This window comes from Halobacillus shinanisalinarum, assembly GCF_022919835.1.
Taxonomy (GTDB): Bacteria; Bacillota; Bacilli; order Bacillales; family Halobacillaceae; genus Halobacillus_A; species Halobacillus_A shinanisalinarum.
The window spans coordinates 2,322,238-2,346,680 of record NZ_CP095074.1; the positions used below are offsets into that span (position 1 = coordinate 2,322,238).

The 24,443-nt window shown below is 40.4% G+C and carries 21 protein-coding genes, 2 tRNA genes and 1 pseudogene; 3 read left to right on the forward strand and 21 right to left on the reverse strand.

What is annotated here, in order from left to right; translation table 11 throughout:
• The first annotated feature begins 35 nt into the window (after positions 1–35).
• The gene (dapA, locus tag MUO14_RS11395; RefSeq protein WP_244755321.1) at positions 36–923 is read left to right on the forward strand and encodes a 4-hydroxy-tetrahydrodipicolinate synthase; all 888 of its coding nucleotides are present in this window, start codon (positions 36–38) and stop codon (positions 921–923) included.
• Positions 924–1,213: 290 nt separating this feature from the next.
• Here dapA and MUO14_RS11400 read toward each other — a convergent pair whose 3' ends face one another.
• From MUO14_RS11400 to MUO14_RS11480, 17 genes and pseudogenes are all read right to left on the reverse strand, one after another.
• A complete protein-coding gene (locus MUO14_RS11400) occupies positions 1,214–1,639 on the reverse strand; it encodes a MarR family winged helix-turn-helix transcriptional regulator (RefSeq protein ID WP_244755322.1) in 426 nt (141 codons plus the stop codon).
• A 67-nt stretch (positions 1,640–1,706) separates the two neighbouring features.
• Positions 1,707–2,441: an SDR family NAD(P)-dependent oxidoreductase gene (locus tag MUO14_RS11405; RefSeq protein WP_244755323.1), complete on the reverse strand. Its 735-nt coding sequence runs from the start codon at positions 2,439–2,441 to the stop codon at positions 1,707–1,709.
• A gap of 13 nt (positions 2,442–2,454) precedes the next feature.
• The gene (locus MUO14_RS11410) at positions 2,455–3,204 is read right to left on the reverse strand and encodes an SDR family NAD(P)-dependent oxidoreductase (RefSeq protein ID WP_244755324.1); all 750 of its coding nucleotides are present in this window, start codon (positions 3,202–3,204) and stop codon (positions 2,455–2,457) included.
• A 384-nt stretch (positions 3,205–3,588) separates the two neighbouring features.
• Entirely contained in the window at positions 3,589–4,068 is a 480-nt protein-coding gene (rlmH, locus tag MUO14_RS11415; RefSeq protein WP_244755325.1) for a 23S rRNA (pseudouridine(1915)-N(3))-methyltransferase RlmH, read from the reverse strand.
• Between the two features lie 174 nt (positions 4,069–4,242).
• The gene (locus MUO14_RS11420) at positions 4,243–5,502 is read right to left on the reverse strand and encodes a M48 family metallopeptidase (protein WP_244755326.1); all 1,260 of its coding nucleotides are present in this window, start codon (positions 5,500–5,502) and stop codon (positions 4,243–4,245) included.
• A gap of 337 nt (positions 5,503–5,839) precedes the next feature.
• Positions 5,840–7,753, reverse strand: coding sequence for an asparagine synthase (glutamine-hydrolyzing) (gene asnB / locus MUO14_RS11425; RefSeq protein WP_244755327.1), 1,914 nt, complete (start codon positions 7,751–7,753; stop codon positions 5,840–5,842).
• A 389-nt stretch (positions 7,754–8,142) separates the two neighbouring features.
• The gene (locus MUO14_RS11430) at positions 8,143–8,628 is read right to left on the reverse strand and encodes an NUDIX hydrolase (protein WP_244755328.1); all 486 of its coding nucleotides are present in this window, start codon (positions 8,626–8,628) and stop codon (positions 8,143–8,145) included.
• A 138-nt stretch (positions 8,629–8,766) separates the two neighbouring features.
• On the reverse strand, positions 8,767–8,955 hold the full coding sequence (locus MUO14_RS11435) for a hypothetical protein (RefSeq protein WP_244755329.1): 189 nt from the start codon (positions 8,953–8,955) through the stop codon (positions 8,767–8,769).
• A gap of 270 nt (positions 8,956–9,225) precedes the next feature.
• The gene (ltaE, locus tag MUO14_RS11440) at positions 9,226–10,245 is read right to left on the reverse strand and encodes a low-specificity L-threonine aldolase (RefSeq protein ID WP_244755330.1); all 1,020 of its coding nucleotides are present in this window, start codon (positions 10,243–10,245) and stop codon (positions 9,226–9,228) included.
• 556 nt (positions 10,246–10,801) lie between these two features.
• Positions 10,802–12,019 (reverse strand): S1C family serine protease, encoded by a 1,218-nt coding sequence (locus tag MUO14_RS11445; protein ID WP_304654220.1) that lies wholly within the window; start codon positions 12,017–12,019, stop codon positions 10,802–10,804.
• A gap of 78 nt (positions 12,020–12,097) precedes the next feature.
• Positions 12,098–12,892: an MBL fold metallo-hydrolase gene (locus MUO14_RS11450; protein ID WP_244755331.1), complete on the reverse strand. Its 795-nt coding sequence runs from the start codon at positions 12,890–12,892 to the stop codon at positions 12,098–12,100.
• 21 nt (positions 12,893–12,913) lie between these two features.
• Positions 12,914–13,108: a hypothetical protein gene (locus MUO14_RS11455; protein ID WP_244755332.1), complete on the reverse strand. Its 195-nt coding sequence runs from the start codon at positions 13,106–13,108 to the stop codon at positions 12,914–12,916.
• Positions 13,084–13,800, reverse strand: a complete 717-nt coding sequence (gene yycI / locus MUO14_RS11460; protein WP_244755333.1) for a two-component system regulatory protein YycI — start codon at positions 13,798–13,800, stop codon at positions 13,084–13,086. The genes MUO14_RS11455 and yycI overlap by 25 nt, the downstream gene beginning before the upstream one ends.
• Positions 13,781–15,115, reverse strand: a complete 1,335-nt coding sequence (locus MUO14_RS11465; protein WP_244755334.1) for a YycH family regulatory protein — start codon at positions 15,113–15,115, stop codon at positions 13,781–13,783. The genes yycI and MUO14_RS11465 overlap by 20 nt, the downstream gene beginning before the upstream one ends.
• Positions 15,115–16,952, reverse strand: a pseudogene (gene walK, locus MUO14_RS11470) (cell wall metabolism sensor histidine kinase WalK). The gene MUO14_RS11465 and the pseudogene walK overlap by 1 nt, the downstream one beginning before the upstream one ends.
• Positions 16,953–16,958: 6 nt before the next feature.
• On the reverse strand, positions 16,959–17,663 hold the full coding sequence (gene yycF, locus MUO14_RS11475) for a response regulator YycF (protein WP_244755335.1): 705 nt from the start codon (positions 17,661–17,663) through the stop codon (positions 16,959–16,961).
• A 387-nt stretch (positions 17,664–18,050) separates the two neighbouring features.
• Positions 18,051–19,451, reverse strand: a complete 1,401-nt coding sequence (locus MUO14_RS11480; RefSeq protein WP_244755336.1) for a M23 family metallopeptidase — start codon at positions 19,449–19,451, stop codon at positions 18,051–18,053.
• 399 nt (positions 19,452–19,850) lie between these two features.
• On the opposite strand from MUO14_RS11480, the gene MUO14_RS11485 reads away from it, so the two are divergent.
• Complete coding sequence (locus tag MUO14_RS11485) at positions 19,851–20,756, forward strand: SDR family oxidoreductase (RefSeq protein ID WP_244755337.1); 906 nt, start codon at positions 19,851–19,853, stop codon at positions 20,754–20,756.
• A 75-nt stretch (positions 20,757–20,831) separates the two neighbouring features.
• Here MUO14_RS11485 and MUO14_RS11490 read toward each other — a convergent pair.
• The 4 genes from MUO14_RS11490 to MUO14_RS11505 all read right to left on the reverse strand — a co-directional run bounded on the left by MUO14_RS11490 (position 20,832) and on the right by MUO14_RS11505 (position 23,447).
• A tRNA-Phe gene (locus MUO14_RS11490) sits at positions 20,832–20,904 on the reverse strand.
• Between the two features lie 215 nt (positions 20,905–21,119).
• A tRNA-Asp gene (locus tag MUO14_RS11495) sits at positions 21,120–21,196 on the reverse strand.
• A 331-nt stretch (positions 21,197–21,527) separates the two neighbouring features.
• Positions 21,528–22,079: an LOG family protein gene (locus MUO14_RS11500; protein WP_244755338.1), complete on the reverse strand. Its 552-nt coding sequence runs from the start codon at positions 22,077–22,079 to the stop codon at positions 21,528–21,530.
• 78 nt (positions 22,080–22,157) lie between these two features.
• Positions 22,158–23,447 (reverse strand): adenylosuccinate synthase, encoded by a 1,290-nt coding sequence (locus tag MUO14_RS11505; RefSeq protein ID WP_244755339.1) that lies wholly within the window; start codon positions 23,445–23,447, stop codon positions 22,158–22,160.
• A gap of 225 nt (positions 23,448–23,672) precedes the next feature.
• Between MUO14_RS11505 and MUO14_RS11510 the strand changes: the two genes are divergently transcribed.
• Entirely contained in the window at positions 23,673–24,440 is a 768-nt protein-coding gene (locus MUO14_RS11510; RefSeq protein WP_244755340.1) for a DeoR/GlpR family DNA-binding transcription regulator, read from the forward strand.
• Positions 24,441–24,443: the final 3 nt, after the last annotated feature.

A 24,443-nucleotide genomic window follows, 5' to 3' on the forward strand; every position in this document is an offset into this window, starting at 1 on the left:
TCTGAATTTAAAATTATACAAAAGGGTGTGAAGTTATGAATTTCGGCCAAGTTTTAACTGCCATGGTAACCCCGTTTGACCATAACGGTGAGGTTGACTTTAGTGCTACGAGGACCTTAGTTAATCATTTGATCACGAATGGTTCTGATGGATTAGTGATAGCTGGTACAACTGGGGAATCTCCTACATTAACGACAGAGGAAAAAATAGACTTATTCAAATTTGTGGTGAAAGTTGTTGACGGAAGAGTTTCAGTCATAGCCGGAACTGGATCAAACAACACAAATGCTTCAATCAGTTTGACAAGGCAGGCGGAGGCAGCAGGTGTCGATGGGATCATGCTCGTTGCTCCATACTACAACAAACCTTCACAGGAAGGCTTATTTCAGCACTTCAAAGTGATTGCTAATTCCACATCATTACCAGTCATGCTTTATAATATACCGGGACGAAGTGTAGTTAACATGTCAGTAGAAACGACTGTACGCCTATCTGAAGTCAACAATATTGTATCTGTAAAAGAGGCCAGTGGTGATTTAGATGCCGTGGCAGAAATTATTAGTAAGACGGCTGATGAGTTTACGGTGTACAGTGGAGATGATGGGATGACATTACCCGTCTTATCCATTGGGGGAACAGGAATTGTTTCCGTTTCTTCACACATCATCGGAAATGAAATGCAAGAAATGGTCAATAACTTTATGAGAGGTGATGTCAGAAGGGCTGCTTCGATACATCGTGAACTTCTCCCAATCATGAATGCACTATTTGCTGCCCCAAGCCCTTCACCAGTAAAAGCAGCGCTAAATATGAGAGGGATACATGTCGGGGATGTTCGCCTACCATTACTGCCTTTGAACAAAGAAGAAAGAGAAGTACTACAAAGAACCCTGCCGCCTAATGAAATAGAGGCTGTTGGTTGAATAACAAATAAGAGCCCACATTAGCAGAGTGAAAATTCAGCTAATGTGGGTTTCTTTAGGCAAGATTATTTGTCACACCTCTGCAAGACTCGGGAACTGCATGAGCGAAGTGGAGCGGTAGACAGATCTTCTTTTTGCCATTCCCATAGCTAGCCCAGCTCTCTTTTACCATTTATGATAAATTTTACCACTATGAATCTAACTACGTTTTTATTTTAGGAATTCCCATAATGTCCTTTTATCCAAAGTCAGATTTATCAGTATCATTTATTATAGGAATTAGCACCAGTTTATTCTTTTATATAACTATTTAGTTTCTCATATATGCCTAATAAATGTTGCCTTTCCTCTTCTGTTAGCTTTTCGAAAAGATTTCTACGCAGTGCTTTTCCTTCTTTGTGTGCTTTGTTGATCATACTATTCCCTTTGTCAGTAATTGCTAAGTATATAATTCTACGATCGTCATCATCAATAAGTCGAACAGCTAATTTTTTTTGTACTAGCTTTTCAGATAAGTGAGTTAGAGAAGGAGGGGTTAAGCCTAAAGCCCCTGCGATATCTGATGGACGACTTTTTCCGCTTCTCTTCAAGTGGCTGAGAACAAGTATATGAGAAATGCCGAGGCTTTCCTTGAACATTTTATTCCATTGAATGATTAAATTGTTCGTGACCTGATCCATGGAATGAATTAGTTCAAAAATAGTTTGCTCTTTCATTTATATCCCTGCTTTCTATAGTAAGTGCCCCTAGGAAAACAGGGAGCTCTCACAGTATATTAATATTTTATTGAGCAGAAAATCCGCCGTCAATAACTAATTCTGAACCAGTGATATAAGATGATTCATCTGATGCAAAGAACAATGCAGCGTTTGCAATATCTTCTGAATGACCTAATCGTTGCAGAGGAGTTGCTTGAATTAAATGCTCAAGAAGCTCATTGGATGTGCTTAACGATTGAGTCATTGGTGTTTCAATAATACCAGGGAAAAGAGTATTTACACGTACCCCCTGATAACCAAAATTTGTTGCAGCTGCTTTAGATAGCGCACGAACTGCCCCTTTTGAAGCAGAATAATGATTAAATCCTTGGCCAATTTGAGCAGTATAAGAAGAAATATTAATGATTGAACCTTTCTTTTGATCTGCCATATTTGGAGCCACATGTTTAATACCAGCAAATGGCCCAAAGCCATTAATGGATAGCATTTTTTGCCAATCATCCAGGTCAATTTCTTGGTATGGTTTTTCTGATGAAATCCCAGCGTTGTTTACAAGAATATCAATTTTTCCGAAGCGATCGTTCACTTCCTTAGCTAATTCTTTCCAATCCTCGTCTGAAGCAACATTTAATTTCATTCCATATACATTTTCTTTTTGATTTGATTTTTTAAGTGCTGCCTCATTAATATCTGCGGCAATCACAATAGCTCCTTCTTGACTGAAAAGGTCAACCATACGTTCACCAATACCTGAGGCTCCACCGGTAATAATTGCAACTTTGTTATTTAATCGTCCCATTATATAATCCTCCTTAACGTAATTTTATTGTTCCACCATCGACCATAATGGTTTGACCAGTAATATAATCAGAATCATTGCTTGCTAAGAAGACAGCTGTTCTACCGATATCTTGTTCTGGATCACCAAGGCGGCGATGTGGGATTTTATTAATCATCGCATCGTATAAATCTTGGGAGCTTTGACGCCATTGTTCAACACCTGGAGTAAGCGCAATCGGTGCGATTACGTTCACGTTAATTCCATCCGGTCCCCATTCGTTCGCTGCAACACGAGAAATTCCTCGAATAGCCTCTTTTGCAGCAGCATAAGAAGTTTGTGTGACTTGTCCATCAATTCCAGCACCTGATGCAAAGTTAATAACCTTACCACGAGACTCCTTTAATTCAGGGTAAGATGCTTTCATGAAATGGAATGTAGGATAGAAGCCCGTTCCGAAAGATAAATCAAAGTGCTCCAACGTTGTTTCAACGAAAAGATCCTGTCTTGATACATGTGCATTATTGACTAATATGTCCAACTTACCAAACTTTTTAACAACTTCTGTAACTATCTCATCAACATTTTCTTTAATTGAGATATCTTTAATAACAAGTAAACCTTCTGTATATTGATTCAATTCGGCAAAGGTTTCCTTTCCTTTTTCTTCATTTACATCAACAATTGCAATGTTAGCACCTTCTTTAGCCATAGCAAGAGCAATCCCTCTACCAATACCAGAAGCACTGCCTGTTACAATCCCAACTTTCCCTTGTAATCTCATTAGTATTACCTCTTTTCGTATATATTTAGATGTTTAAATATTTAATATCTAAATAATAACAAATTTTTTACCGAATGCAACAAAAGTGAACTTTGAGTACATTAATACATCACATATTTTTCTCCATGAAAATAACCCATTTAAGAAAGTTGATTATTACATTGCCCGAAAAAATAATGGACGCTAATCTTGGAAAAAATTGATCTAATTGACGAAATGCTTATCTATCTATAACAAAATTATTCATCTAAGCTTCTTCCTTAAAGAGGATCTAAAAAAGGCCGAAATATACAATATTCATTCATAAATATTGTATATTTCAGCCTTATATCACAGCACCTAAATTAATTTTTATAGATAAAATAAAGTCGAAAAAAACCTCATTTACTTATGATACGGCTCCCCCCGATTAATCTTAAAGGCTCGGTAGATTTGTTCCACTAACACCAACCGCATCAACTGGTGAGGGAGTGTCATTATTGAAAAAGACAACCCAAAGTCACTTCTTTCCATAACTTCATCGCTTAAACCTAGTGATCCACCAATGACAAAAGCGACCTTGCTCTTTCCATACGTAGCAAGGTCGTCGATTTTTTTGGCAAGTTTTTCTGAAGTCAGCTGTTGACCGTTGATTTCAAGCGTGATGACATGGGTGTCGTGGCCAACCTTGGACAGGATTCGTTCTCCTTCTTTTTGCTTCACTTCAAGTATTTGTGCTTCACTTAAGTTTTCGGGTGCTTTTTCATCAGATACTTCGATAACCTCTACTTTGGCGTAGGGAGATAGACGTTTTGTGTATTCCTGGATGCCCTGTTTCAAGTATTTTTCCTTTAATTTTCCTACGGTAATGATGGTGATTTTCATGTGTTGTCCTCCGTGTACAATGTTTGCTCTAAGTGTACCATTTGTCTACGCAATCTGTTTATCGTTTAAGAAAAAGAACAATCTTTTGGTGTTAGGGAACAATCCCTTGGTGTTAAGGGACAATCATGTGAGACAGGGAACAATCTCCGTAATAGACTCATATCGCAACATGAGTTATTCCTTATCATCCTCCTCTAGCATCAAAATCCGCTCCATCATCGTTGGGTGACCATACCTGAAAAATTTCACTAGTGCCGGTGGGTTGACATCACTTAGCCCGTTGACTGTCAATTCCTGAAAAGCACCGACAGCAGCTTCCTTATCTTCTGTCATTTCAATGGCGTATTCATCCGCTGATTTCTCAGCTCCGCGCGAGAGCGCCAGTTCAATTGGACTCGCTGCGAAGGAGAGCAAGGAAAGGATAATAAATAGGGCGGGTAATGACGAAATGTCGGCAACACTTTTCACACCCCAGTTTGAACCCCATTTACGGATTACAGTGTGCAGCAGTCGATAGGCGAGATATAGTCCGATCAGGCTGGAAATGATGACACCTGCTAGATTATAGTAAAGATGGTTCATCACATAGTGACCAATTTCGTGCGCCATAATGAACAGGACTTCCTTATTCTTGAGATGATTTAAAGTTGTATCCCATAGGACGATGCGCAAGTTTGAGCCGATACCGTTCACATAAGCATTCATCGCATTCGTTTTTTCGGACATATCCACTTCATACACACGTTCTGCGGGAATATCTGCTTTATCAGCCATGTTAAGGATTTTTTCTTCTAATACTGGATCATCTAGTTCAGAAAAGTCGTTGTATAATGGATCAATGACAACTGGTTGAATGTACATCATGAAGATGAGAAATGGAATGAGCAATATCCAGGCATACAGCCACCATCGTTTTGTGAAACGTTTCATGAGCCAATATAAAACAGTAATGAGGACGGACATGATAAGAACCCCTATCCAAAAGCCTAACAGTTCGTCCCGCATCCAACTTGAGAAGCTTTGGGTCGAGATGCCGTAAGTAACAGAAAGCACACGTTCAGCATAATAGATTGGGAACGTAAGAATCCAGGTAAAAGCCGATAATAGCAATACATAGATTGGAATTTTGATAAAGGAAAATCTTGATAGCCTTTCACCAAATTGTTTAAAGATCGGAGAAACCCCAAAAATAAGTACACCTAAATAGATTAGTCCTTCTAAAGGCAGTCCGACAAAAAACAGGAAGTCCTTATACCTGGAAAAATCCTGGCTTAGTTCTAGTTCCTTCGCCGTCATGAAGGTGACAGGGTCAGCTGCTGTACCTTGATAGGATACGGGTACCCCAGTGCCTGTCCAATGGAACAAATAAAGGTAGACGAGATAGGCATAGATGGGGAAAAGAATAACAGTCCATAGCACAAATCGTTTTTTCATCCTTATTGCGCCTCCGTTCTTAAATACACTCTTTACTACTTGTACGAGTTCTATTCATTTTTAGAACCGTCATTCTTTTACCAAGGCCTACTCCTAACCATAATGGTTTTAGATGGAGATTGGTGAAATGACTGCTAAAACTTTTTTAGATACAGCTATGGTGGAGCGTTGAAAAAACTCCTGAAAATAAAAAAAGCCAGCTCCGAATGGCTTCGGAGCTGACCTTTTATAGTGGTAATCAACGCTTTTATCTGCGAAAAGCTTTTTTTTGCTGTAGCATTTTGACTCGATGATCCTGATCTGACCGTCTAATTTTTCGGGAAATCTGAAAACCTTTTTAAACAGTCACCAGTTGTTCAAGTACCTTACTTTCTGTCTCGTCTTCTTTCTGTAATTCTTCAAACGAGTAGACACCCTCCATATAGATTTGGTGCCATAGCATGAACATCAACACCGTCCATATTTTCCTGGAATAGTCACCCTTTTGTTGAACGTGAGCTTCAAGCAAATCGAGGACGACAGACTTGTGGATGAGATGGTCTGTCTCACTTGTTGCAATCAGGTTTTTCGCCCAGTCGTACAGCTCGTTTCTTAACCAATGGCGAATCGGAACAGGGAATCCTAGCTTCTTTCGGTCGAGCACATGGTCTGGCACAATGCCGCGTACAGCTTTACGTAAAATCGATTTTGTCGTCCCGTCAGCAATTTTACTTGCAACCGGAAGCTCGCGAGCGGCATTGAATACTTCCTTATCTAAGAAGGGAACACGTAACTCAAGAGAATTTGCCATCGTCACTTTATCTGCTTTTAACAAAATGTCGCCTCGCAGCCATGTGTGAATATCAACGTATTGCATTTGGTGGACAGGATGCTCTTCCTGAACATTTTCATACAAGCTTTTCGTCAATGATTGATAGGTCCTATCTTTTCTGAAATTAGCGAGTAGTTGTTCTTTTTCACGTTCTTCAAACATCTTGGCGTTACCAATATAACGGTCTTCCAATGGAGTTGTACCACGTTCCAGAAAGCTCTTGCCGCGCATACCTTCAGGAAGAATATGGGCCACTTTTTGAAGTGCTTTTTTTACAACAGGCGGCATCGAATTAAAGGCCTTCAATGACTCGGGCTCACGGTAAATATTGTAGCCGCCGAACAGCTCGTCCGCACCCTCGCCTGATAATACAACAGTGACATACTTTCTCGCTTCTCGTGCAACAAAATAAAGTGGTACACATGCTGGGTCTGCTAATGGATCATCCATGTGCCACATGATTTTCGGAAGCTTCTGAACATATTCTTCTGGTGTGATGATATAGGAATGGTTTGTTACATTAAGCCTATCAGCTGTTTCCTTTGCCACATCTACCTCTGAATAACCTTCACGTTCAAAACCTACAGAGAACGTTTTAATATTCGGGTTGAAGTCTTTTGCAATCGCAACAATGATTGATGAATCAATCCCTCCAGAGAGGAATGAGCCCACAGGTACATCACTGCGCATATGCACATCTACCGAATTGATCAATGAATCCTGAATTCGTGTAATCATTTGCTTTTCATCCGTGAGCACGGGGTTGAATGTCGCATGAAAATAGCGTTCAATAAGAAGCGGCTCTCCCGGCGTTTTTATAAAATAATGACCTGGTTCCACCTTGTGAACGCCTTCGGTTAGGGTTAATGGTTCTGGTGCATATTGGTAGCTTAAGTAGTGCTGCAAAGCCTCCGTGTCCACCTGGTCACCTGCTTGTGCCAGGCTTTTCTTCTCAGACGCAAAACTTAAGCTATCCTCATTTTTCGTATAATAAAAAGGTTTGATACCAAATGGGTCACGGGCCCCGTACAAACTCTTTGTTTCCTTGTCCCAAATGAGGATGGCAAACATTCCACGTAACTTGCTGAAAGCTTGTTCTTGCTGATCCTGGAAAAGAACAGCAATCACTTCCGTATCTGACTCGGTTTGAAACGTGTAGCCTTTAGCTATCAGTTGTTCACGGAGTTCCACATAGTTATAAATCTCACCGTTGAACACCATCCAGTAACGTTCATTCTCAAAATGAAAAGGTTGTTGGCCGCTTTCAATATCAATAATACTTAACCTTCGAAATCCAAGTGAGATCCCATCGTCGTGATAGTAGCCTTCATCATCTGGTCCACGATGTTTAATGAGATTATTATTAGCATTAAATGCTTGCTCATACTCTTGAGTGACTTGATTTCCTTTATTGTGTAATATCCCAATAAATCCGCACATAGGGAATCCTTCTTTCTTTAGAAAATAGTTGTTACCATCTCGAACCTTGATACGCACAGTATATGATTGTACTAATAATATACACATTTTTAAAAACGGTATTCTCATATGAATGAAGCAATATGATCTACCGTTTTTGTCTGTTTTGTAAAAAGGGCACGTATTTAAAATTCAAAGTATGGTGAGCATTTTAAAGATGCTTGTTTATAGATATTGTACCACGTTTTAGATATATCATATAGAAATATCTAAACGTTTTTAAGTACCTTAGCTCCTCTATGCCCAGACAACCAGCTCTTATTGTACAGTAATGAAAACCGATATTTCTCGGTCATATTACTTTTCACAGAGAATTTTTCGAACGTTAGTTGTATGTTTAAGGAGAGACACTACAGTTTCTTAACCTCAATATCTTCCTGCACGAGATGTTGTGTCACAGAGGGGATGTTCTGCAAACCTTCTGCCAAAAATGGTGGCTGTAAATGCATAGAGACCAGTTCACTGATGGGAAACCATTGGTAAATCAAGCGTTGGCCCTCCTCACCATGGAAAGGGTCCGTTCCAAACATGGGATGCTTGCCCCTTGAAGAAAGTATGTAATAGAAACCCAACTCATGGAAATTCTCCTGATTATATTGAAAGAAATTCTCAACAACCCATGATAAATTCTTTACTTTAGTATCCCATCCTAACTCTTCTTTGATTTCGCGAACGACGGCCTTATCGGCTGGTTCACCTATTTCCACTCCCCCTCCAGGCAGTGACCAATGATGCTCATCCCATTGTTTATGAAGAAGTACATGGTTTTGCTCAACTAAAATACCCACCGCACGATAATTGAATTTAGTTGATCCTATTTTAAAACGAATATCCATCAAAACCCTCCTTAATTAATCACTTCTTCAAGCGTCAAGGAAATCAATGAAGCGTTTTGTTTTCCGAGTGTAGTCATAATACTTTGGAAAACCCGATCCCTCTTTTGGATAGAAATATCTGTGATGCTATGGTTCATTTCAAAAACGGCATAAAAGTACAATTCCTCGCCAGCATCCCGGGTGTACATCTGAAGCCCTGGATAAATCACGTGCCATTTGATTAACTGCAAAAGCAAGTGTTTCTATATCGGATTCCACTGCTTTCCGATCACCTATCCGCACAGCCAGTTCGGTGATTGTTCCATACAATGTGTCTATTGTCATCACTACTATTCCCTCTTCTTTTGCATTGGTTGAAACATATTGATATGCATTCAACTATGGCTTACAATAATAAGATGGCAATGAGGCTTATTATGTTTTTCAGTTTCATGATTATTCCTCCAAGAAGGGGTGGCAAAACACTTATCTTAATATAATTCGATGTGATTGATAAATCATCCTTCAAGTTATGTATAAATTTGGAGTTTTATTTAAAAAAGCTCTCTCGCGATGAGAGAGCTTTTCAAGCTGACGATATTCACGAATAATAAATGGTTATACTAATTGCTCCACCAGCTCAATAACAGATTCGATATCTTCCCGACTCACATCATAATTCGTAACAAACCTCACCGTGTTCGGTCCAAAAGGGACAGCCAGAACGCCTATTGCCTTCAAATCTTCAAGAAATTCTTCAGCTGATTTACCAAGATCAACTACATTAATGAGTACAATATTCGTTTCTACTTTTCCCTCTAAATTAAGTCCGTCAATTTGGCCAAGACCCTGAGCTAAAAGCTGGGCATGGTCGTGATCTTCTGCCAAACGATCTACCATATCGGTTAACGCAACTAATCCAGGAGCCGCAACCATTCCGACCTGCCTCAGACCGCCTCCAAGACGCTTACGCCACTTACGCGCCTTATAAATAAAATCATACGATCCAGCAATTATAGATCCCATCGGTGCCCCTAGACCTTTTGAAAGGCAAAACTGAACCGTGTCCGCTTGAGCTGCATAATGTTCAATTGACACACCTGAAGCAATGGACGCATTAAACAGCCTTGCTCCATCCAAATGGATAGAAATCTGCTGTTCACGAGCAACCTCATAAACTGCCTGCATATTTCCAAGAGGAACAATGGCTCCACCTGCCTTGTTGTGTGTATTTTCCACACATATTAAACTGGTCTCAGGAAAATGAATATCCTCTGCTCGAATTGCTGCGCGCACCTCTTCGGGATCCATCACCCCACGGGTTCCCTGAATCGTTCGCGGCTGGACACCAGCTAATGCCGACATTGACGCCCCCTCATATAGAAACAAATGTGAATTCGCTTCCAGCAAAATCTCATCACCCGGATTGCAATGCGTTAGCACAGCAATCTGATTCCCTTGTGTACCGCTTGTCACAAACAAAGCCGCTTCCTTTCCAAGCATCCGTGCTGCAGTTTCCTCCAAACGCTGTACCGTTGGATCCTCACTATACACATCATCCCCTACCTCCGCCTCAAAGGCGGCTTGCCTCATTGCTTGAGTTGGTTTTGTTACCGTATCACTTCGCAAATCGATCATATGTATCTCCTCCTCATTTCTATTATTGTACGAAATAGATGCGTCGCTAAACAACCTTTCTTCTTACAAAAGCCAGTGGATAGTTTGCTCGTCACCAGGAGCACACCCTCCTGGAATGTCTCTCGTATTTCGTTAGTAGAATAATCCCTCAAAAACAAGCTTACCTTCCAATATTTCTTATTCTATTGTGATTAAGTGAGAAATACTGTGGATAAATGCTTATCCCACGCCACTACTGTTATTCACGTGTGGAAAAGTTGACTAACGAAAATAGTTACCCACAACTATCCACAGACTTATACACAACCTCTGCTGACTTACGTTTACTCACAGGTTGTCCCACACTATAAACAAGTTATCCCCAGAATTTATGCACAGTTGTCAATAACAAAAAGTCTATATGGTAGTAGTATATACGTTCGCCACCATATATGCTATTTATCCAGATGTTTATGCACAGGTTGTGGATAAGTTTGTGTTGATCCTAGAAAAGCCTTCGTTTCTGTCAATACAATACAGAAAAGCGCATACCACTTGTTTGGCATGCGCTCCTGATTTACTCTTGGGATCCTAACGTAACTGTTACCGTATTTTGTTCTCCATCTCGATAATAGGTAATTTCCAGTTTATCGCCAGGGTCTTTTTCTTCATATAGATATTTTCGTAGGTCTATAATGGTTTCTACCGGCTCTCCATCAATGGTTGTAATGACATCTAATGGTTGTAAGCCTGCTTTATCAGCCGGTGACAATCTTGTAATACTGCGAATGTATAAGCCACCCTCTACCTCATCGGGGAGGTTCAATGTGTTCTCCCTTTCTGATATCGGAACCTGTGATAATCCATATGCTTCGATCCCAATGAATGCTCGATTCACTTGTCCATACTGTTCAATCTCTTCAATAATCGGCTTGACAGTATCAATAGGGATTGCGAAACCAATGCCTTCTACTGAAGATTGGGCAATTTTCATTGAGTTGATTCCGATAACTTGTCCATCAATATTTATAAGTGCCCCACCACTGTTCCCAGGGTTAATGGCCGCATCTGTTTGAATCACTTCTGCTTGCCAATCTTTTTGACCGTCACCATTAAAGTCTTGAGGAATTGCCCGCTGTTTCCCACTAATGATCCCCTTAGTTACGGATCCTGCAAAGCGTAGACCTAATGGGTTTCCTATAGCAATAGCCGGTTCTCCTACTTGTAATTTGTCTGTTGAACCAAACTTTGCAACCTGTTTTACATTTTCATCTGACATCTTAAGTACAGCTAAATCCGTAAATACATCGCCGCCAACAAGTTGTGCTGTCTTCTTTGTCCCGTCAGATAGGACGACTTCAATTTCATTTGCTCCTTCAATCACGTGATAATTTGTCACAACATAAGCAGTTCCATCTTCTTTTTTATAAATAACTCCTGATCCTGCACCCGCCTGCTCTGTGTCGCCTCCCTGCTCCCAAAAGTTTGCCTGGGATTGAAGGTTGACAACACCCACAACTGCTGGAGATACTTCTTCCACCACTTTGGTTATTTGACTCGATACATCTAACTGAACGGGTTGTTTGGTCGCTCCGGGTGTATTGCTTCCATTCTCAGCCATCTGTTCTTCATTTGGTGTGATATCATACGGCAGTATATCTGTTTGTACCAGCGCTGGCAAAGCAAGTAACACGAGAACCGCTCCAAGAACGACACCAACAATCGTTGGCATGACAAAACGGCGCCGATTTTTTTGCTGCTGATTGGCTGGTGAATGATCGTCGTAGTAACCCACGCTTTTCACCCTTCCTTTCTTCCAGAGCTTTCTTTTAGCTACCTTATTGTTACCTTTTTTGAAAAAATTTAAAACCTGTTATACTTCATAAATCGGTGTTGCCTGAGCCGGATCAGTATCATACAGATCGATACGGGAACCGACCTCAAACCCGCGTTCTTCCAGGACATTTTTTACCGACATACGGGCTAAATCTTTCATATTATTATCAAGACTCAAATGAGCCAGATACACCCGTTTCGTTTGATCTGTCATAATATCTGTTAAAGCGAGAGCACTATCTTCATTAGAAACGTGCCCTGAGTCCCCTAGGATTCTCCGCTTTACACTCCAGGGATATCGCCCCATACGCAGCATCCCCACGTCATGATTGGACTCAAAAATATAAGCGTCAGCGCCCTCGACAGTTTTCTTAATACGCTCAGATACATAACCTAAATCCGTGACAAGAGCTACCTTCTTCCCATTTCTGTGAAATGTATAAAACATCGGGTCAGCTGCATCATGTGACACAGCGAAAGATTCAATGTCGATTCCCCCAAATGTTTTGGTTTCCTCCATATTAAAATGAAATTTCTGATCGATAGACAACTTCCCGAGTTGTCCATCCATTGCTCGCCATGTCTTTTCATTCGCAAAAATAGGCAAATTGTAGCGACGGGCCATAATTCCAAGGCCCTTAATGTGATCACTATGTTCATGCGTGACAAGAATTCTTGAAAGGTTAGCCGGATTCACATCCACTTGTTCAAGCAGCCCTTCAATCTTTTTTCCGCTTAAACCTGCATCCACTAGGATTTTCTCGTCCCCAGACTCTATATAAAAAGCATTCCCCGTACTGCCTGATGCTAGTACACTAAATCGTAACGTCATTTTTAGACACTCCATCTATCTCTATTCATCAGAGTTCTTATTTGCGTTAGTAATTACATTTTGATCGTTTCCATCCATTATTTTTTCAAATTCTTCTGATGTTGTTTGGATAAAATTATTTTCGTTTAGGTTTAAATATTGGGGTTTAGCAGCAAGCGCATAAAAAAATGCCTCCTCACTCCCATTGATTGTTACTTTCCATGTCGGTGCAAACAATTGTCCACTCGCCTCTTCCCCAGGATTTTTATATGCAGAATAGTAACCAACTGACATGTCAGTAACTGTATCCCCCCATTTATAATTCCGTCTGTATAAAGTTTTTTTACCACTTCCAAAGGGCTTATTAACTCTTGCTTATCTTCACCTGACTGGTTGGGTACTTTTAAATGAGCGAGCGTATATCCTGTCATCCTCCCATTTTCAATATTTACCATCAGCACTCCACCCGGATTATAATAAACAGTTCGTGAATTTGCCTTCTGGAAAAATACAGCCTTACCTAAATCCTTATTCCAATTCCAAAAAGAATATTGGCTGCTAAAAGGGACGTGTTCGCCCACAGCACTGACAATGGATTCTTCCGCCACTTCAATAGGCTCGTCTAATGTAGAATATAAAAGGCTGTCATCATAAACTTTAGCAGACTGACCTTCGAGATTTTTGATTTGCTCAAGTTGATCTTTGGTAAAGTCTGCAGGTGTGGCCGTGATTAAACTCACGGGAGGCGCTTCTTCAGGTATATTATCTGCAATGGTAATATCCGCATTATTTAGGCTTTTTTCAAACTGTGATTCCTCCGCTGTTCTTACATTTGCTTGACCCTGTTTATCTAAAAATTGCTGCAACAAGAACAGGTCAAGTACAAGGAAGCTAAAAATGAACAAGGTTTTAATTTGACCCCACTGCACTGGATAAACCTCCTTTATCTTCTGTTAACCCGGTGATTTCCTTCCAACTGCCATTTTCTAAGACAAACCAAGCAGGAATCAGTGAATACCCCCCATAACCACCACTTTGCTCCACTAATTTATAACCAATTTTGATATCTTCAATCAACTTGATGTTATACAAGCGAGATTCTTGTATAACTGCAATAACTTTTTTTCCTGATGGAAGCTCGTGATTTCCTTTAGATTCATTGATGGATGGTTCTAATCTTACCAATGGCCTTGCATATCGTTGTTCCTCACCATTTTGGTAGTTTACTTCTATGGTATGAATGTCATCATCACTCGCCAAAACAGGTAAGTCTTTTTGGTACATCTGATAGGTTACCGATGTATTTGATGCCGACAGATCGCCAATACGGAATGTATCTGTCCAACCCTGGTGGGCATTAATGAAACTGATGCTCCTTTCCAGCACTTCAAATGAACTCATAGCTACTTGTGAGCTCGATTCACCAAGTAATAACTCCGTAAAAATCATCCGTTTCCAACCTTCTGTTACTTCAAGGTTACCCAAGCCATCGGTAAGGCGCTGCTCTGCTCTTGGTGCAGGGAAATTCCTAACGATAGAAGGATCTTCAAATAAGGTGTTTTTCAATGGGGTGATAGGGAGGGTTGTTGTATCCATGATATGCGAATGGACTTCCACCGGAGTTTCGGGTAAGAAAATCCGCTTCTCCCCATTACCTGTGAACATAGTCTGTTCCCTCAACCCCTCGTCGGCAGCTAATAATTCTTCCAATTTGTAAATGTTCTCACTTCGAAGTGATGCTCTAAATGCTGTAGCATCTTCTAATTCTGGTTTAAAGAAAACATCGACTCCTCCGTTATCATTAAAGGTGAAAAAGATACGCTTAAATTCTCCAACGGGAGGAGTGAAATTCTGATCTCCAAAATTAAATAGATTTTTAATCGTTTGAGCAGGAATATTCGTTGGGAAAATGACCTCCATCATTCGACCTTCCTCTGGAACACCCGAATTATCTATCGGTTGGACATTAAACAATGTCCAGTTCTTCATAACCTCATAAGTATCTTCACGGTCTTTACCATTTTTAAAGGAATAATGCTCTCCATTCTTATGGAAAACGAATTGAGAAGGGGCAATTAAGGACGAAATCTGGGCTTCTTTCCCTCCTATTGTTGTCTCCTCTACTAAACTTCCTTTTTCGCGCTCATCTAGACTAGGCTGATAATTCCATAAACCGACAGTGAGTAATAAACTAAAACAAATAAGAATCAACAACATGATCGATTTAAGTGTTTCAAAGTTCATTATCTTCGCCTCCGCTTCTGACTAATTAGCGGAAGTGTAAAGAAGACAGTGGTCCCTTTACCTTCTTGGCTTTTCGCCCAAATTTGACCATGATGAGCCTCAATTATTTCCCGGGCAATAGCAAGCCCAAGCCCTGTACCGCCCATTTCTCGGGACCTTGCCTTATCAACACGATAAAAACGATCAAATATTTTGTCTACAGTATCTAAAGGCATTCCTAGACCTTGGTCAGAGATACTTACTTGAAGATATTTATTTCCGGGCTGTGCTTTAAATGTAATGGTGCCGCCTTCAGGAGAATACTTAATCGCATTGGAAATAACGTTATCCAGCACTTGTGTAATCTTATCTTTATCAATCCATACATAGAGATCTTGTTTGGATAATTCGCGAATAAGCGACATATTCTCATTTCGATTCATCTCGAAACGATCAATAATATGTCCAAAAAAAGGGACGAAATCGACTTTCTCTTTAAAAAGACCGCTATCTTTTCGATCCATTTTCGACAACTGAAGTAAATCATTAACAAGTCGAATCATTCGATCGGTTTCGTTCTGAGTCACATCTAAGAAACGAGGAGCAATCTCTTCGTCCTTCCATGCACCATCCGTAAGTGCTTCAATATAACTCCGCATCGTTGTCAACGGGGTGCGAAGCTCATGTGACACGTTAGAAACAAACTCCCGCCGTTCCTGTTCTATTCTTTCTTGTTCTGTTACATCACTAAGTACTGTTATAAAACCGTTCATCTCATTATTTTCGTCCTGAACAACAGAGAAATTAGCCTTCAAAAGCAGATGTTGATCCTCTTCACTTAAGTCAATAATTACTGAACCGATTGAATCAATGTCTGATACATCACTAACCTGATCAGTCAGCCCCAAAATGTCAATTAATGACTGCCCCTGAACTTCTTCAAAGCTCTGTTCAATTAAATTAGACGCAGGAGCGTTCATTAACGTTACAGCACCTAACCGATCGGTAGCAATAACCCCGTCTGACATATTAGAAAGGACTGAACTAAGTTTTCTACGCTCACCTTCCGTTGTAGCGTGAGACAGCTTTAATTTGTCATTTAAATCATTAAAGGCTATCCCTAACTGACCAATTTCATCGTTCCCATGAACGGTTACCTTCTGCGAGAAGTCACCGGTTGACATGATTCGTGCCTGCCTCCGCATTTCGGATAATGGCTTCGTTATCGTTCTAGCTACCAGAACCCCAAGCAAAGCAGTGATTGTAATGGCCAGGGCTGCACCTGTAGCAAAGATATTATTGATATTTTGAAGCTGCCCATATACTCCACTCATGCTTGCTTCATAATAGACTGCACCCAGCGCTTGGTCTTCATTGTTACTACTCACTATAGAGGTTGCTCCGAGCAATAATCGTTCCCCTGTAGGCTCATCTAACACAACTTCGGGGGTTGATGTGCTGGATGGTAACTTCAGTGCAGAAGTAATTTTCGGGAGTGTCGCTTTCTTACCAATATTTGAACTTCTTAATTCTCCCCATGTTCTGCAACCACACGAGCATTGCTATCCACAACCATCAGTTTTTGAATATCTGATTCATCAAACTCTTGAATCAGATTCTGTACATCCGATTTAAGACTAGGGTCGGACTCCCCACGCTCAAGTTCAAAAGAGTTTTGTAAACTATACGTTAAAGAACGAATGGTTCCTTCGATCGAACTTTCAAAGTTTTCCCTAAGCTGCTCCTCGAGCCTATCAACAAAATAAGCGCCAATCACCTGAATCCCAAGTAACAGCAGTAAAATATATACAACAATAAGCTTCAGCCGAACCGACTGAAAAAAGCTCACTTTCTTCATAAAATCTTAATCCTGCTCTGGGTTTCTTAAATAGTAACCAACACCGCGACGGGTAACAATCCATATAGGATTACTCGGGTTCTCCTCAATTTTCTCGCGAAGGCGACGAACGGTTACGTCAACCGTGCGCACATCACCATAATAATCATAGCCCCATACAGTTTCGAGCAAATGCTCACGTGTCATAACCTGTCCAATATGGCGGGCAAGGTAATGTAACAACTCAAACTCTCGGTGCGTCAACTCAATGTAGGACCCATCCCGAGTTACCGTATATGCATCTGGGTGAATAGCCAAACGCCCTATGGTAATATCTTTTGACTGATGGGATTGATCTTCCGGCTCTTGCTGATGCCTGCGCAAATTTGCCTTAACCCTGGCAATTAACTCACGGTTGCTAAATGGCTTTGTCACGTAGTCATCGGCACCCATTTCTAGACCTAACACCTTATCAATTTCAGCATCTTTGGCTGTCAGCATAATGATTGGCATCGTATGAGTTTTACGAACTTCTCGGCATACCTCGTTTCCATCTTTGTTGGGCAACATTATATCCAGCAATATTAAATCTGGATCTTCTTGATCAGCTTTTTTAATGGCTTCATCACCATCATAAGCACAAACTACTTCATATCCTTCTTTTTCTAAATTAAATTTCAATATATCAGCAATTGGTTTCTCATCATCTACGACTAAAATTTTTAGAGCCATATCCAAGTCACTTCCTTTTCATCTACTTCAATGCTCCCCTCATTTTAACTTATTTATCATCAAATGTCTTATCTGATCCTAAATAATGAGAAAACACAGGGTGTTCTGCCTACGTGTGAGGGTTCGTCTAAGATGGATAGTTCAAAGCTGAACGCATTAATAGCTTACCCAAACACGGAAAGTGATTAACAAATCTATTTGACTTGTTTTAGGAAAATTAAAATAAAAGAGGATGTTCAAAAAGTCACCAAATGATAGAGGCGAATTTCTTCGTTGGCTTGCTTTTGAAGAGCGATCTTGTCGACCTTCTAGTTTGGCAACTTTTGAACACTCACTAAAAGGAAGTTTTAAAAAAACCGCTATGAAAACGTCATAGCGGCTTACTTATTAAAAATAAGACAATGGATTTTGTAATGAGCCATTTTTATAAATTTCAAAATGTAAGTGAACACCTGTTGAACGCCCTGTCGTTCCCATGTTTCCGATCGCGCTTCCACGTTCAACCTTCTCGCCTACACTTACACTTATGGATGAAAGGTGAGCATAAATCGTTTTGTATCCATTATTATGGTTAATCACGACTTTATTTCCGTACGAGCCATCATGTCCAGCAGAAATAACAACTCCATTATCTGCTGCCTTAATCATACGATCGCTTACACCTGAAATGTCGATGCCTTTGTGAAAATCTCCCCATCTAGAACCTTGTTTACTCGTTATCGTCCCCCCCACCGCTGGCCAAGTGAATTCACCGGATCCACGGGATGGTGTCACTTTTGTTCCTTTAAGGATAATTTCTTTCACAGGTTCAGAAGTTGTCTCTTCATTAAGGACTTTTTCTTCAACAATCTCTCCGCCCTCTTTCTTAATGAAGGAATGGACTTTTTTCTCACCCTTGTGACCTTCTTGCTTCACTTTTTTTTCACCTTTCTGAAGCTCGTCAGTTTCGACAATTTCTGTATCATATGGGATGCTTTCTTCCTTTATCCTTTTTTGTGCTACTACCACTTCAGTTAAGCGCTCAAGCTTGGTTACATTGAGCTCTTGTCCAATTTGTAAAGGCTCATCTTTGTCAATTTCAGAATTCATTTCAAGTAATTCATCTTGAGAAAGACCGTACATGGAAGAGATTTTACTAAGTATGTCTCCCTCAACAACCGTGTGGGTCTCTTTTTCCGATGTCCCTTTTTGTAGAATGTTAACGGCTTCGTCTAGAGTTACGACCTTACTTGGCTTCACTTCTTTTTCTTTTTTTGAAACCTTATTCGTTAGTGTTACGTCTATTACAGTAGGGTCGTCAATAGTTGGTTCTTCGGCAATCTCTTTTCTCTCTTTTACTTTGCGAAGAGCTTCTTTACCAACATACTGCTCTTTGAACTTTTGAACAGCTTTTTGAGCTTTTTCCTCGCTTGGAAGGTAAGCAATGGTTTGATCGTCTATGGTTAAACCTATAGCATTTGCAGCTACTGAAATGTTCTCCTCAAGAGCTTTGAGGACCTTTTCGTTATCATGAGTAGGCGTGAACTTTTTTTCAGGGACATAGGCAATCTCTTCCTTTGTTGTCAAACGAAGCTCCTCGTTTTTCTCTTCTTGGACTTGGTTCAAGCGTTGATCAACATAAGATTGAACGATATCTTTATCATTCACAGCACCTATATGTTTATCTCCCACATAAACGTGGTAAATAGTTTCTAGATTGCCTTCAGCATATGCTGTTCCAAGGCCCAAACCAATACCAAGCAAAGTCATTATGGCGACTTTTTTCCATAAACCAGTCGTCTTATCCACGATCTTTCCCCCAAATCAAATCTTTATCTCTCTCTATTTTTATAAGTTTAATGGCACCTTTTTTAACTTATCATAAGCAAGCATCTCGCGATAGGAATTGCCGATTGATTTAATCAATTTAAAATATTACTTCCAATTTTATCTCCTTTTATGTATCTAAATACGCTTTATGTGTAAAATTGCACAATAAAAAGGATATTTTTGCATGTATCCTTACAATTAAGTTACAAAAACCAACAACAAGAAAAGTCTTTTTTTGAAATAAGTCATCCTTTTTGTCGACTTTTCAGATAAACATCTGATCAAAAATCTATAATCCTCTTTTTTCTAAAAGAATGAACCAATAATTAACAAATGAATAGCCTAAGGAGGAATAAAGATTTTACAGGAGGAAGCTACATGTATCCGAAATACCCCTATTACACAGTAACAACCACAACTACAAATCAAACGTTGACTTTTCCCCCTCAACATCAATCTAAACAACCCGGCATCGAGTCCTTAATGAATCCTAAACCAATTATTGAAAACCCAAGCTACCGAGGCAGCGGCAAACTCAAAAATAAAGTAGCCATTATTACCGGCGGGGACAGCGGAATTGGTGCGGCCTCAGCCATTGCCTATGCGAAAGAAGAAGCGGACATTGTTATCCCCTATTTTTACGAATACGAAAACGAAGATGCCCACCGAACCAAGCAACGTGTTGAAGAACTCGGGCAGCAATGCCTTCTCATTACTGGCGATCTCCGTGATCCTGACCACTGTGAAAATGTTATCAAGCAAACAATTGAAGCCTTTGGAAAGTTAAATATTCTCGTTAATAACCATGGCGTTCAATTCCCCCAGCAGGAACTATCTGATATAACGATCGAACAGTTTGATGACACGTTCAAAACGAACATTTACTCTTTCTTTTACCTATCAAAAGCAGCACTCCCTCACTTAACAAAAGGCGACGCGATCATTAATACAACCTCTATTGTAGCTTATGAAGGACACAAATCATTGATCGACTATACGGCTACAAAAGGGGCTATTGTAGGGTTCACTCGTTCATTGTCACAAAATCTTGCTGAAAAAAATATCCGTGTTAACGCAGTTGCACCTGGCCCTATTTGGACACCACTTACACCATCTAGTTTTCCTGAAGAGAACGTTAAGACATTTGGCTTAGATGTACCCTTTAATCGTGCAGGCCAGCCTTTTGAGCTTGCCCCAACTTATGTTTACTTAGCTTCTAATGATTCTCGTTATGTTAGTGGCCAGGTTTTACATGTGAATGGAGGGAAAATAGTGAGTTCATAACTACATTTGCCAAACCAAATTCAATAATTTAAAAGCAAAAAATGCCTGCGAGTTGAATCGCAGACATTTTGACAGTGGCTCGGGACGGAATCGAACCGCCGACACACGGATTTTCAGTCCGTTGCTCTACCGACTGAGCTACCGAGCCATATTTAAGTATTATATTGTTAATAAATCCTCGCTTCTTCATCTGGTTTCGAAGTGATTCCAAGGAGGTCCTGTGCTCGTCTCGTTGCAAGTTCAATCGGGGATGCCTTCGCTCCTCGCAAAGCCTAAAATGAAACTTATTCGGGGGTGCGGCTTCTCTACGACCGAGCTACCGAGCCATATTTAGGTGCTAACTTGTACAAACGGATATGTAAATGGCGGTCCGGACGGGACTCGAACCCGCGACCTCCTGCGTGACAGGCAGGCATTCTAACCAACTGAACTACCGGACCAAGTAAATATTCTTACATTACCGCAACGAAGAATATCATACCATAGAGATAGATGAACAGCAATAGATTTTGCTAATATCCTTAATAGAGGATGTTCAAAAAGTCACCAAATGATAAACGGCGCATTTCTTCGTTGCTCTGTTTCTCCGGTCCTCACGTATGAAAGGCATACTGTGGTTCTCAAAACTTCCGCGTCTCGAACTTCTTGCGACGCACAAGGAACGTGCTAGTGTCGACTTAGTTACAGGATGTGACGATCTTTGTCGATGTTCTCGTTCGTCAACTTTTGAACACACACTAATAGAAAAGAGAAATCAGGAAGAAGAACCTCCTATTTCTCTCCTAACAGGGGTTTCATTTTTCCGATTAATTCCTCTGGTTTGTCGGATTGTAATAATAAGCTTCGATTCGATCCAGCGACAAAGCCGGCTTCGATAGCATGATCAATCAGATTAATAATTGGGGTATAGTAATTTTCAATATTTAATAGAGCCATTGGTTTTGTATGGAGCCCAATTTGTGCCCATGTGACGGTTTCAAATAGTTCTTCGAAGGTGCCAAAACCTCCAGGCAGTGCGATGAATCCATCAGCCAACTCACTCATCTTCGCCTTTCTTTCATGCATAGTTTCCACTTCAATGAAAGATGTCAGCTTTTGGTGCACAATTTCTTTTTCAAAAAGCTTAGTGGGCATAATGCCTGTAACATGCCCTCCTGATTCTAAAATGGAATCAGCAAGTACTCCCATTAATCCGCTCTTTGCCCCACCATAAACAAGCCCAATTTGCTCGTTAGCAAAAACTTGACCTAAGCTTTTGGTCCTTTCGGTAAAGGCATGATTATTACCGATTTTTGAACCAGCAAATACGCAGATTCGCTTCAAATGAATAACTCCCTTCTCTTAACAAGACACGTCTTACCTATTTTAACAGGTAAGACGTGTCTTATCGTTCTATAAATCTTATTCGCTATATACGCTCCGTACAACATTCGTTTGTGAGCGATCAGGTCCAACTGAAAAAATCGATAGTGGAATACCTGTCAGTTGTGATACACGCTCCAAGTAGTGACGTGCATTAGCTGGAAGGTCGGTGAGCGATTTTGCACCAGTTATATCTTCTGTCCATCCTGGCATTTCCTCGTAAACAGGTTCACATTCAGCTAGCTCTTTCAAACTGGCTGGAAACTCCTTAATGATTTCACCCTTGTATCTGTAGGCTGTACAAATTTTTAAATTTTCAATCCCTGTTAAAACATCAATCGAGTTAAGTGATAGATCGGTAATCCCGCTAACCCTGCGAGCATGGCGGACAACAACACTGTCGAACCAACCAACTCGGCGTGGACGCCCTGTTGTCGTTCCATATTCACGGCCCACTTCCCGGATTTGATCGCCTACTTCGTTATTAAGCTCTGTTGGGAATGGCCCATCTCCGACACGGGTGGTGTAAGCCTTTGACACTCCTACAACATGTTTAATTTTAGAAGGACCAACACCTGAACCAATCGTCACTCCTCCTGCAATCGGGTTAGATGAGGTTACAAACGGATACGTTCCCTGGTCAATATCCAGCATGACGCCTTGCGCCCCTTCAAAAAGTACTCGGCGCCCTTCGTCTAAACTATCATTTAATACAACAGATGTGTCACATACATATTTCTTAAATTGTTGCCCATACTCATAATATTCGTCTAGAATTTCATCTACAGCAAAAGGTGCTGTTTCATATACTTTTTCAAAAAAGCGGTTCTTTTCTGCTAAATTCTGCTCAAGCTTCTCCCGAAAGCTTTCTTTGTCCAAAAGGTCTGCCACCCGGATCCCTGTTCTTGCCGCCTTATCCATATATGCTGGGCCAATTCCCTTTTTCGTTGTGCCAATTTTATTCGCACCTTTTTCTTCTTCCTGTAATGCATCAAGCTTCAGGTGATAAGGAAGAATAATGTGCGCCCGGTTGCTGATTCGCAAGTTGTCCGTCGAAATTCCTCTATCATGTAAGTATTTAAGCTCTTCTAAAAGGGCTTTCGGGTCGATTACCATCCCATTTCCAAGCACACACACTTTATCATCAAAAAAGATCCCAGAAGGAATAAGATGTAGTTTATACGTTACTCCATCAAACTTAATCGTATGCCCCGCGTTGTTCCCGCCTTGATAACGAGCTACAACCTCAGCGTTCTGTGATAGAAAATCAGTAATTTTACCTTTACCTTCATCGCCCCATTGGGTTCCAACAACTACTACTGAAGACATATGGCACCTCCGCCAATAAAATTTACTTTTATAATTTATCCATGGTCAGTTTATCAATGATCATCCTATTCGTCAACGCAAATACCGAACATTATATTTATATATTTAAAAAATGTTCGATTTTAAGCAATTTCATTTTTACTTATAATCACTTACAAAAACTTATATTGCTTGATCTTGTTTAATTTAATACTTATAATAGCTTATAAGGGAAGGTGAACGGATATGTATCAAGAGGAACGGCTTATCGAAATCCTTAATTATTTAAGAAATGAGCGAAGAATATCAGTTGAAAAAATTTGTGAACTTTTTGACGTTTCTCGCGATACTGCACGAAGAGACCTTGTAAAGCTTGAGGAACAGCAAGCCATATTACGAACACGAGGTGGAGCCATCCTGCCTCCCACTCGTAATAAAATTAAGGACTACTCTAATCGTCTGCAGACCGATTCTGGAGAGAAACTCCATATTGGGCGAAAAGCTGCCTCATTGATCAGAAATGGAGATAAAATTATTTTAGACGCTTCCACTACGGTTCAGTCTTGCGCAGACCAGTTGAAAGAACTTGACTGTACTGTGATCACAAACTCTATTAACCAGGCAGAAATTCTATCAGACAAAGCAAAGGTCACCATTCATTTACTTGGTGGACAACTTCATAAAGAACACCGATTCTTATACGGAACCTCTGTCATTGATCGGCTGTCAAAATATCATGTCGACCATGCCTTTATCGGAGTAGTAGGGATATCAGAGCACGGATTAACGATCGCCCATGAAGAAGATGGAATGGTGAAACGGAAAATGATTGAACGGGCAAAGCGGGTGACGGTTCTTGCTGATCATACAAAAGTAGGGGTAACGGACTTTTACCAATATGCTGGCCTAGAGGATATTGATTTGTTAATCACGGATCGAACACCTAGTCTCGATTTTCAGGAACTACTCACTACATATCAAGTAGAATTACTTGTTACAGAAGAGGAGAAATGAGTT

Coding starts and splice junctions, on each gene's coding strand:
- rlmH (WP_244755325.1), bottom strand. CDS start 4,068: ATGAAAATCACCATCATTACCGTAGGAAAATTAAAGGAAAAATACTTG.
- ltaE (WP_244755330.1), bottom strand. CDS start 10,245: ATGATCGATTTGCGAAGTGATACGGTAACAAAACCAACTCAAGCAATG.
- MUO14_RS11505 (WP_244755339.1), bottom strand. CDS start 23,447: ATGTCTTCAGTAGTAGTTGTTGGAACCCAATGGGGCGATGAAGGTAAA.
- MUO14_RS11400 (WP_244755322.1), bottom strand. CDS start 1,639: ATGAAAGAGCAAACTATTTTTGAACTAATTCATTCCATGGATCAGGTC.
- MUO14_RS11465 (WP_244755334.1), bottom strand. CDS start 15,115: ATGAACTTTGAAACACTTAAATCGATCATGTTGTTGATTCTTATTTGT.
- asnB (WP_244755327.1), bottom strand. CDS start 7,753: ATGTGCGGATTTATTGGGATATTACACAATAAAGGAAATCAAGTCACT.
- MUO14_RS11405 (WP_244755323.1), bottom strand. CDS start 2,441: ATGGGACGATTAAATAACAAAGTTGCAATTATTACCGGTGGAGCCTCA.
- yycF (WP_244755335.1), bottom strand. CDS start 17,663: ATGGCTCTAAAAATTTTAGTCGTAGATGATGAGAAACCAATTGCTGAT.
- MUO14_RS11450 (WP_244755331.1), bottom strand. CDS start 12,892: ATGACGTTACGATTTAGTGTACTAGCATCAGGCAGTACGGGGAATGCT.
- MUO14_RS11410 (WP_244755324.1), bottom strand. CDS start 3,204: ATGAGATTACAAGGGAAAGTTGGGATTGTAACAGGCAGTGCTTCTGGT.
- MUO14_RS11510 (WP_244755340.1), top strand. CDS start 23,673: ATGTATCAAGAGGAACGGCTTATCGAAATCCTTAATTATTTAAGAAAT.
- MUO14_RS11485 (WP_244755337.1), top strand. CDS start 19,851: ATGTATCCGAAATACCCCTATTACACAGTAACAACCACAACTACAAAT.
- MUO14_RS11430 (WP_244755328.1), bottom strand. CDS start 8,628: ATGGATATTCGTTTTAAAATAGGATCAACTAAATTCAATTATCGTGCG.
- dapA (WP_244755321.1), top strand. CDS start 36: ATGAATTTCGGCCAAGTTTTAACTGCCATGGTAACCCCGTTTGACCAT.
- MUO14_RS11420 (WP_244755326.1), bottom strand. CDS start 5,502: ATGAAAAAACGATTTGTGCTATGGACTGTTATTCTTTTCCCCATCTAT.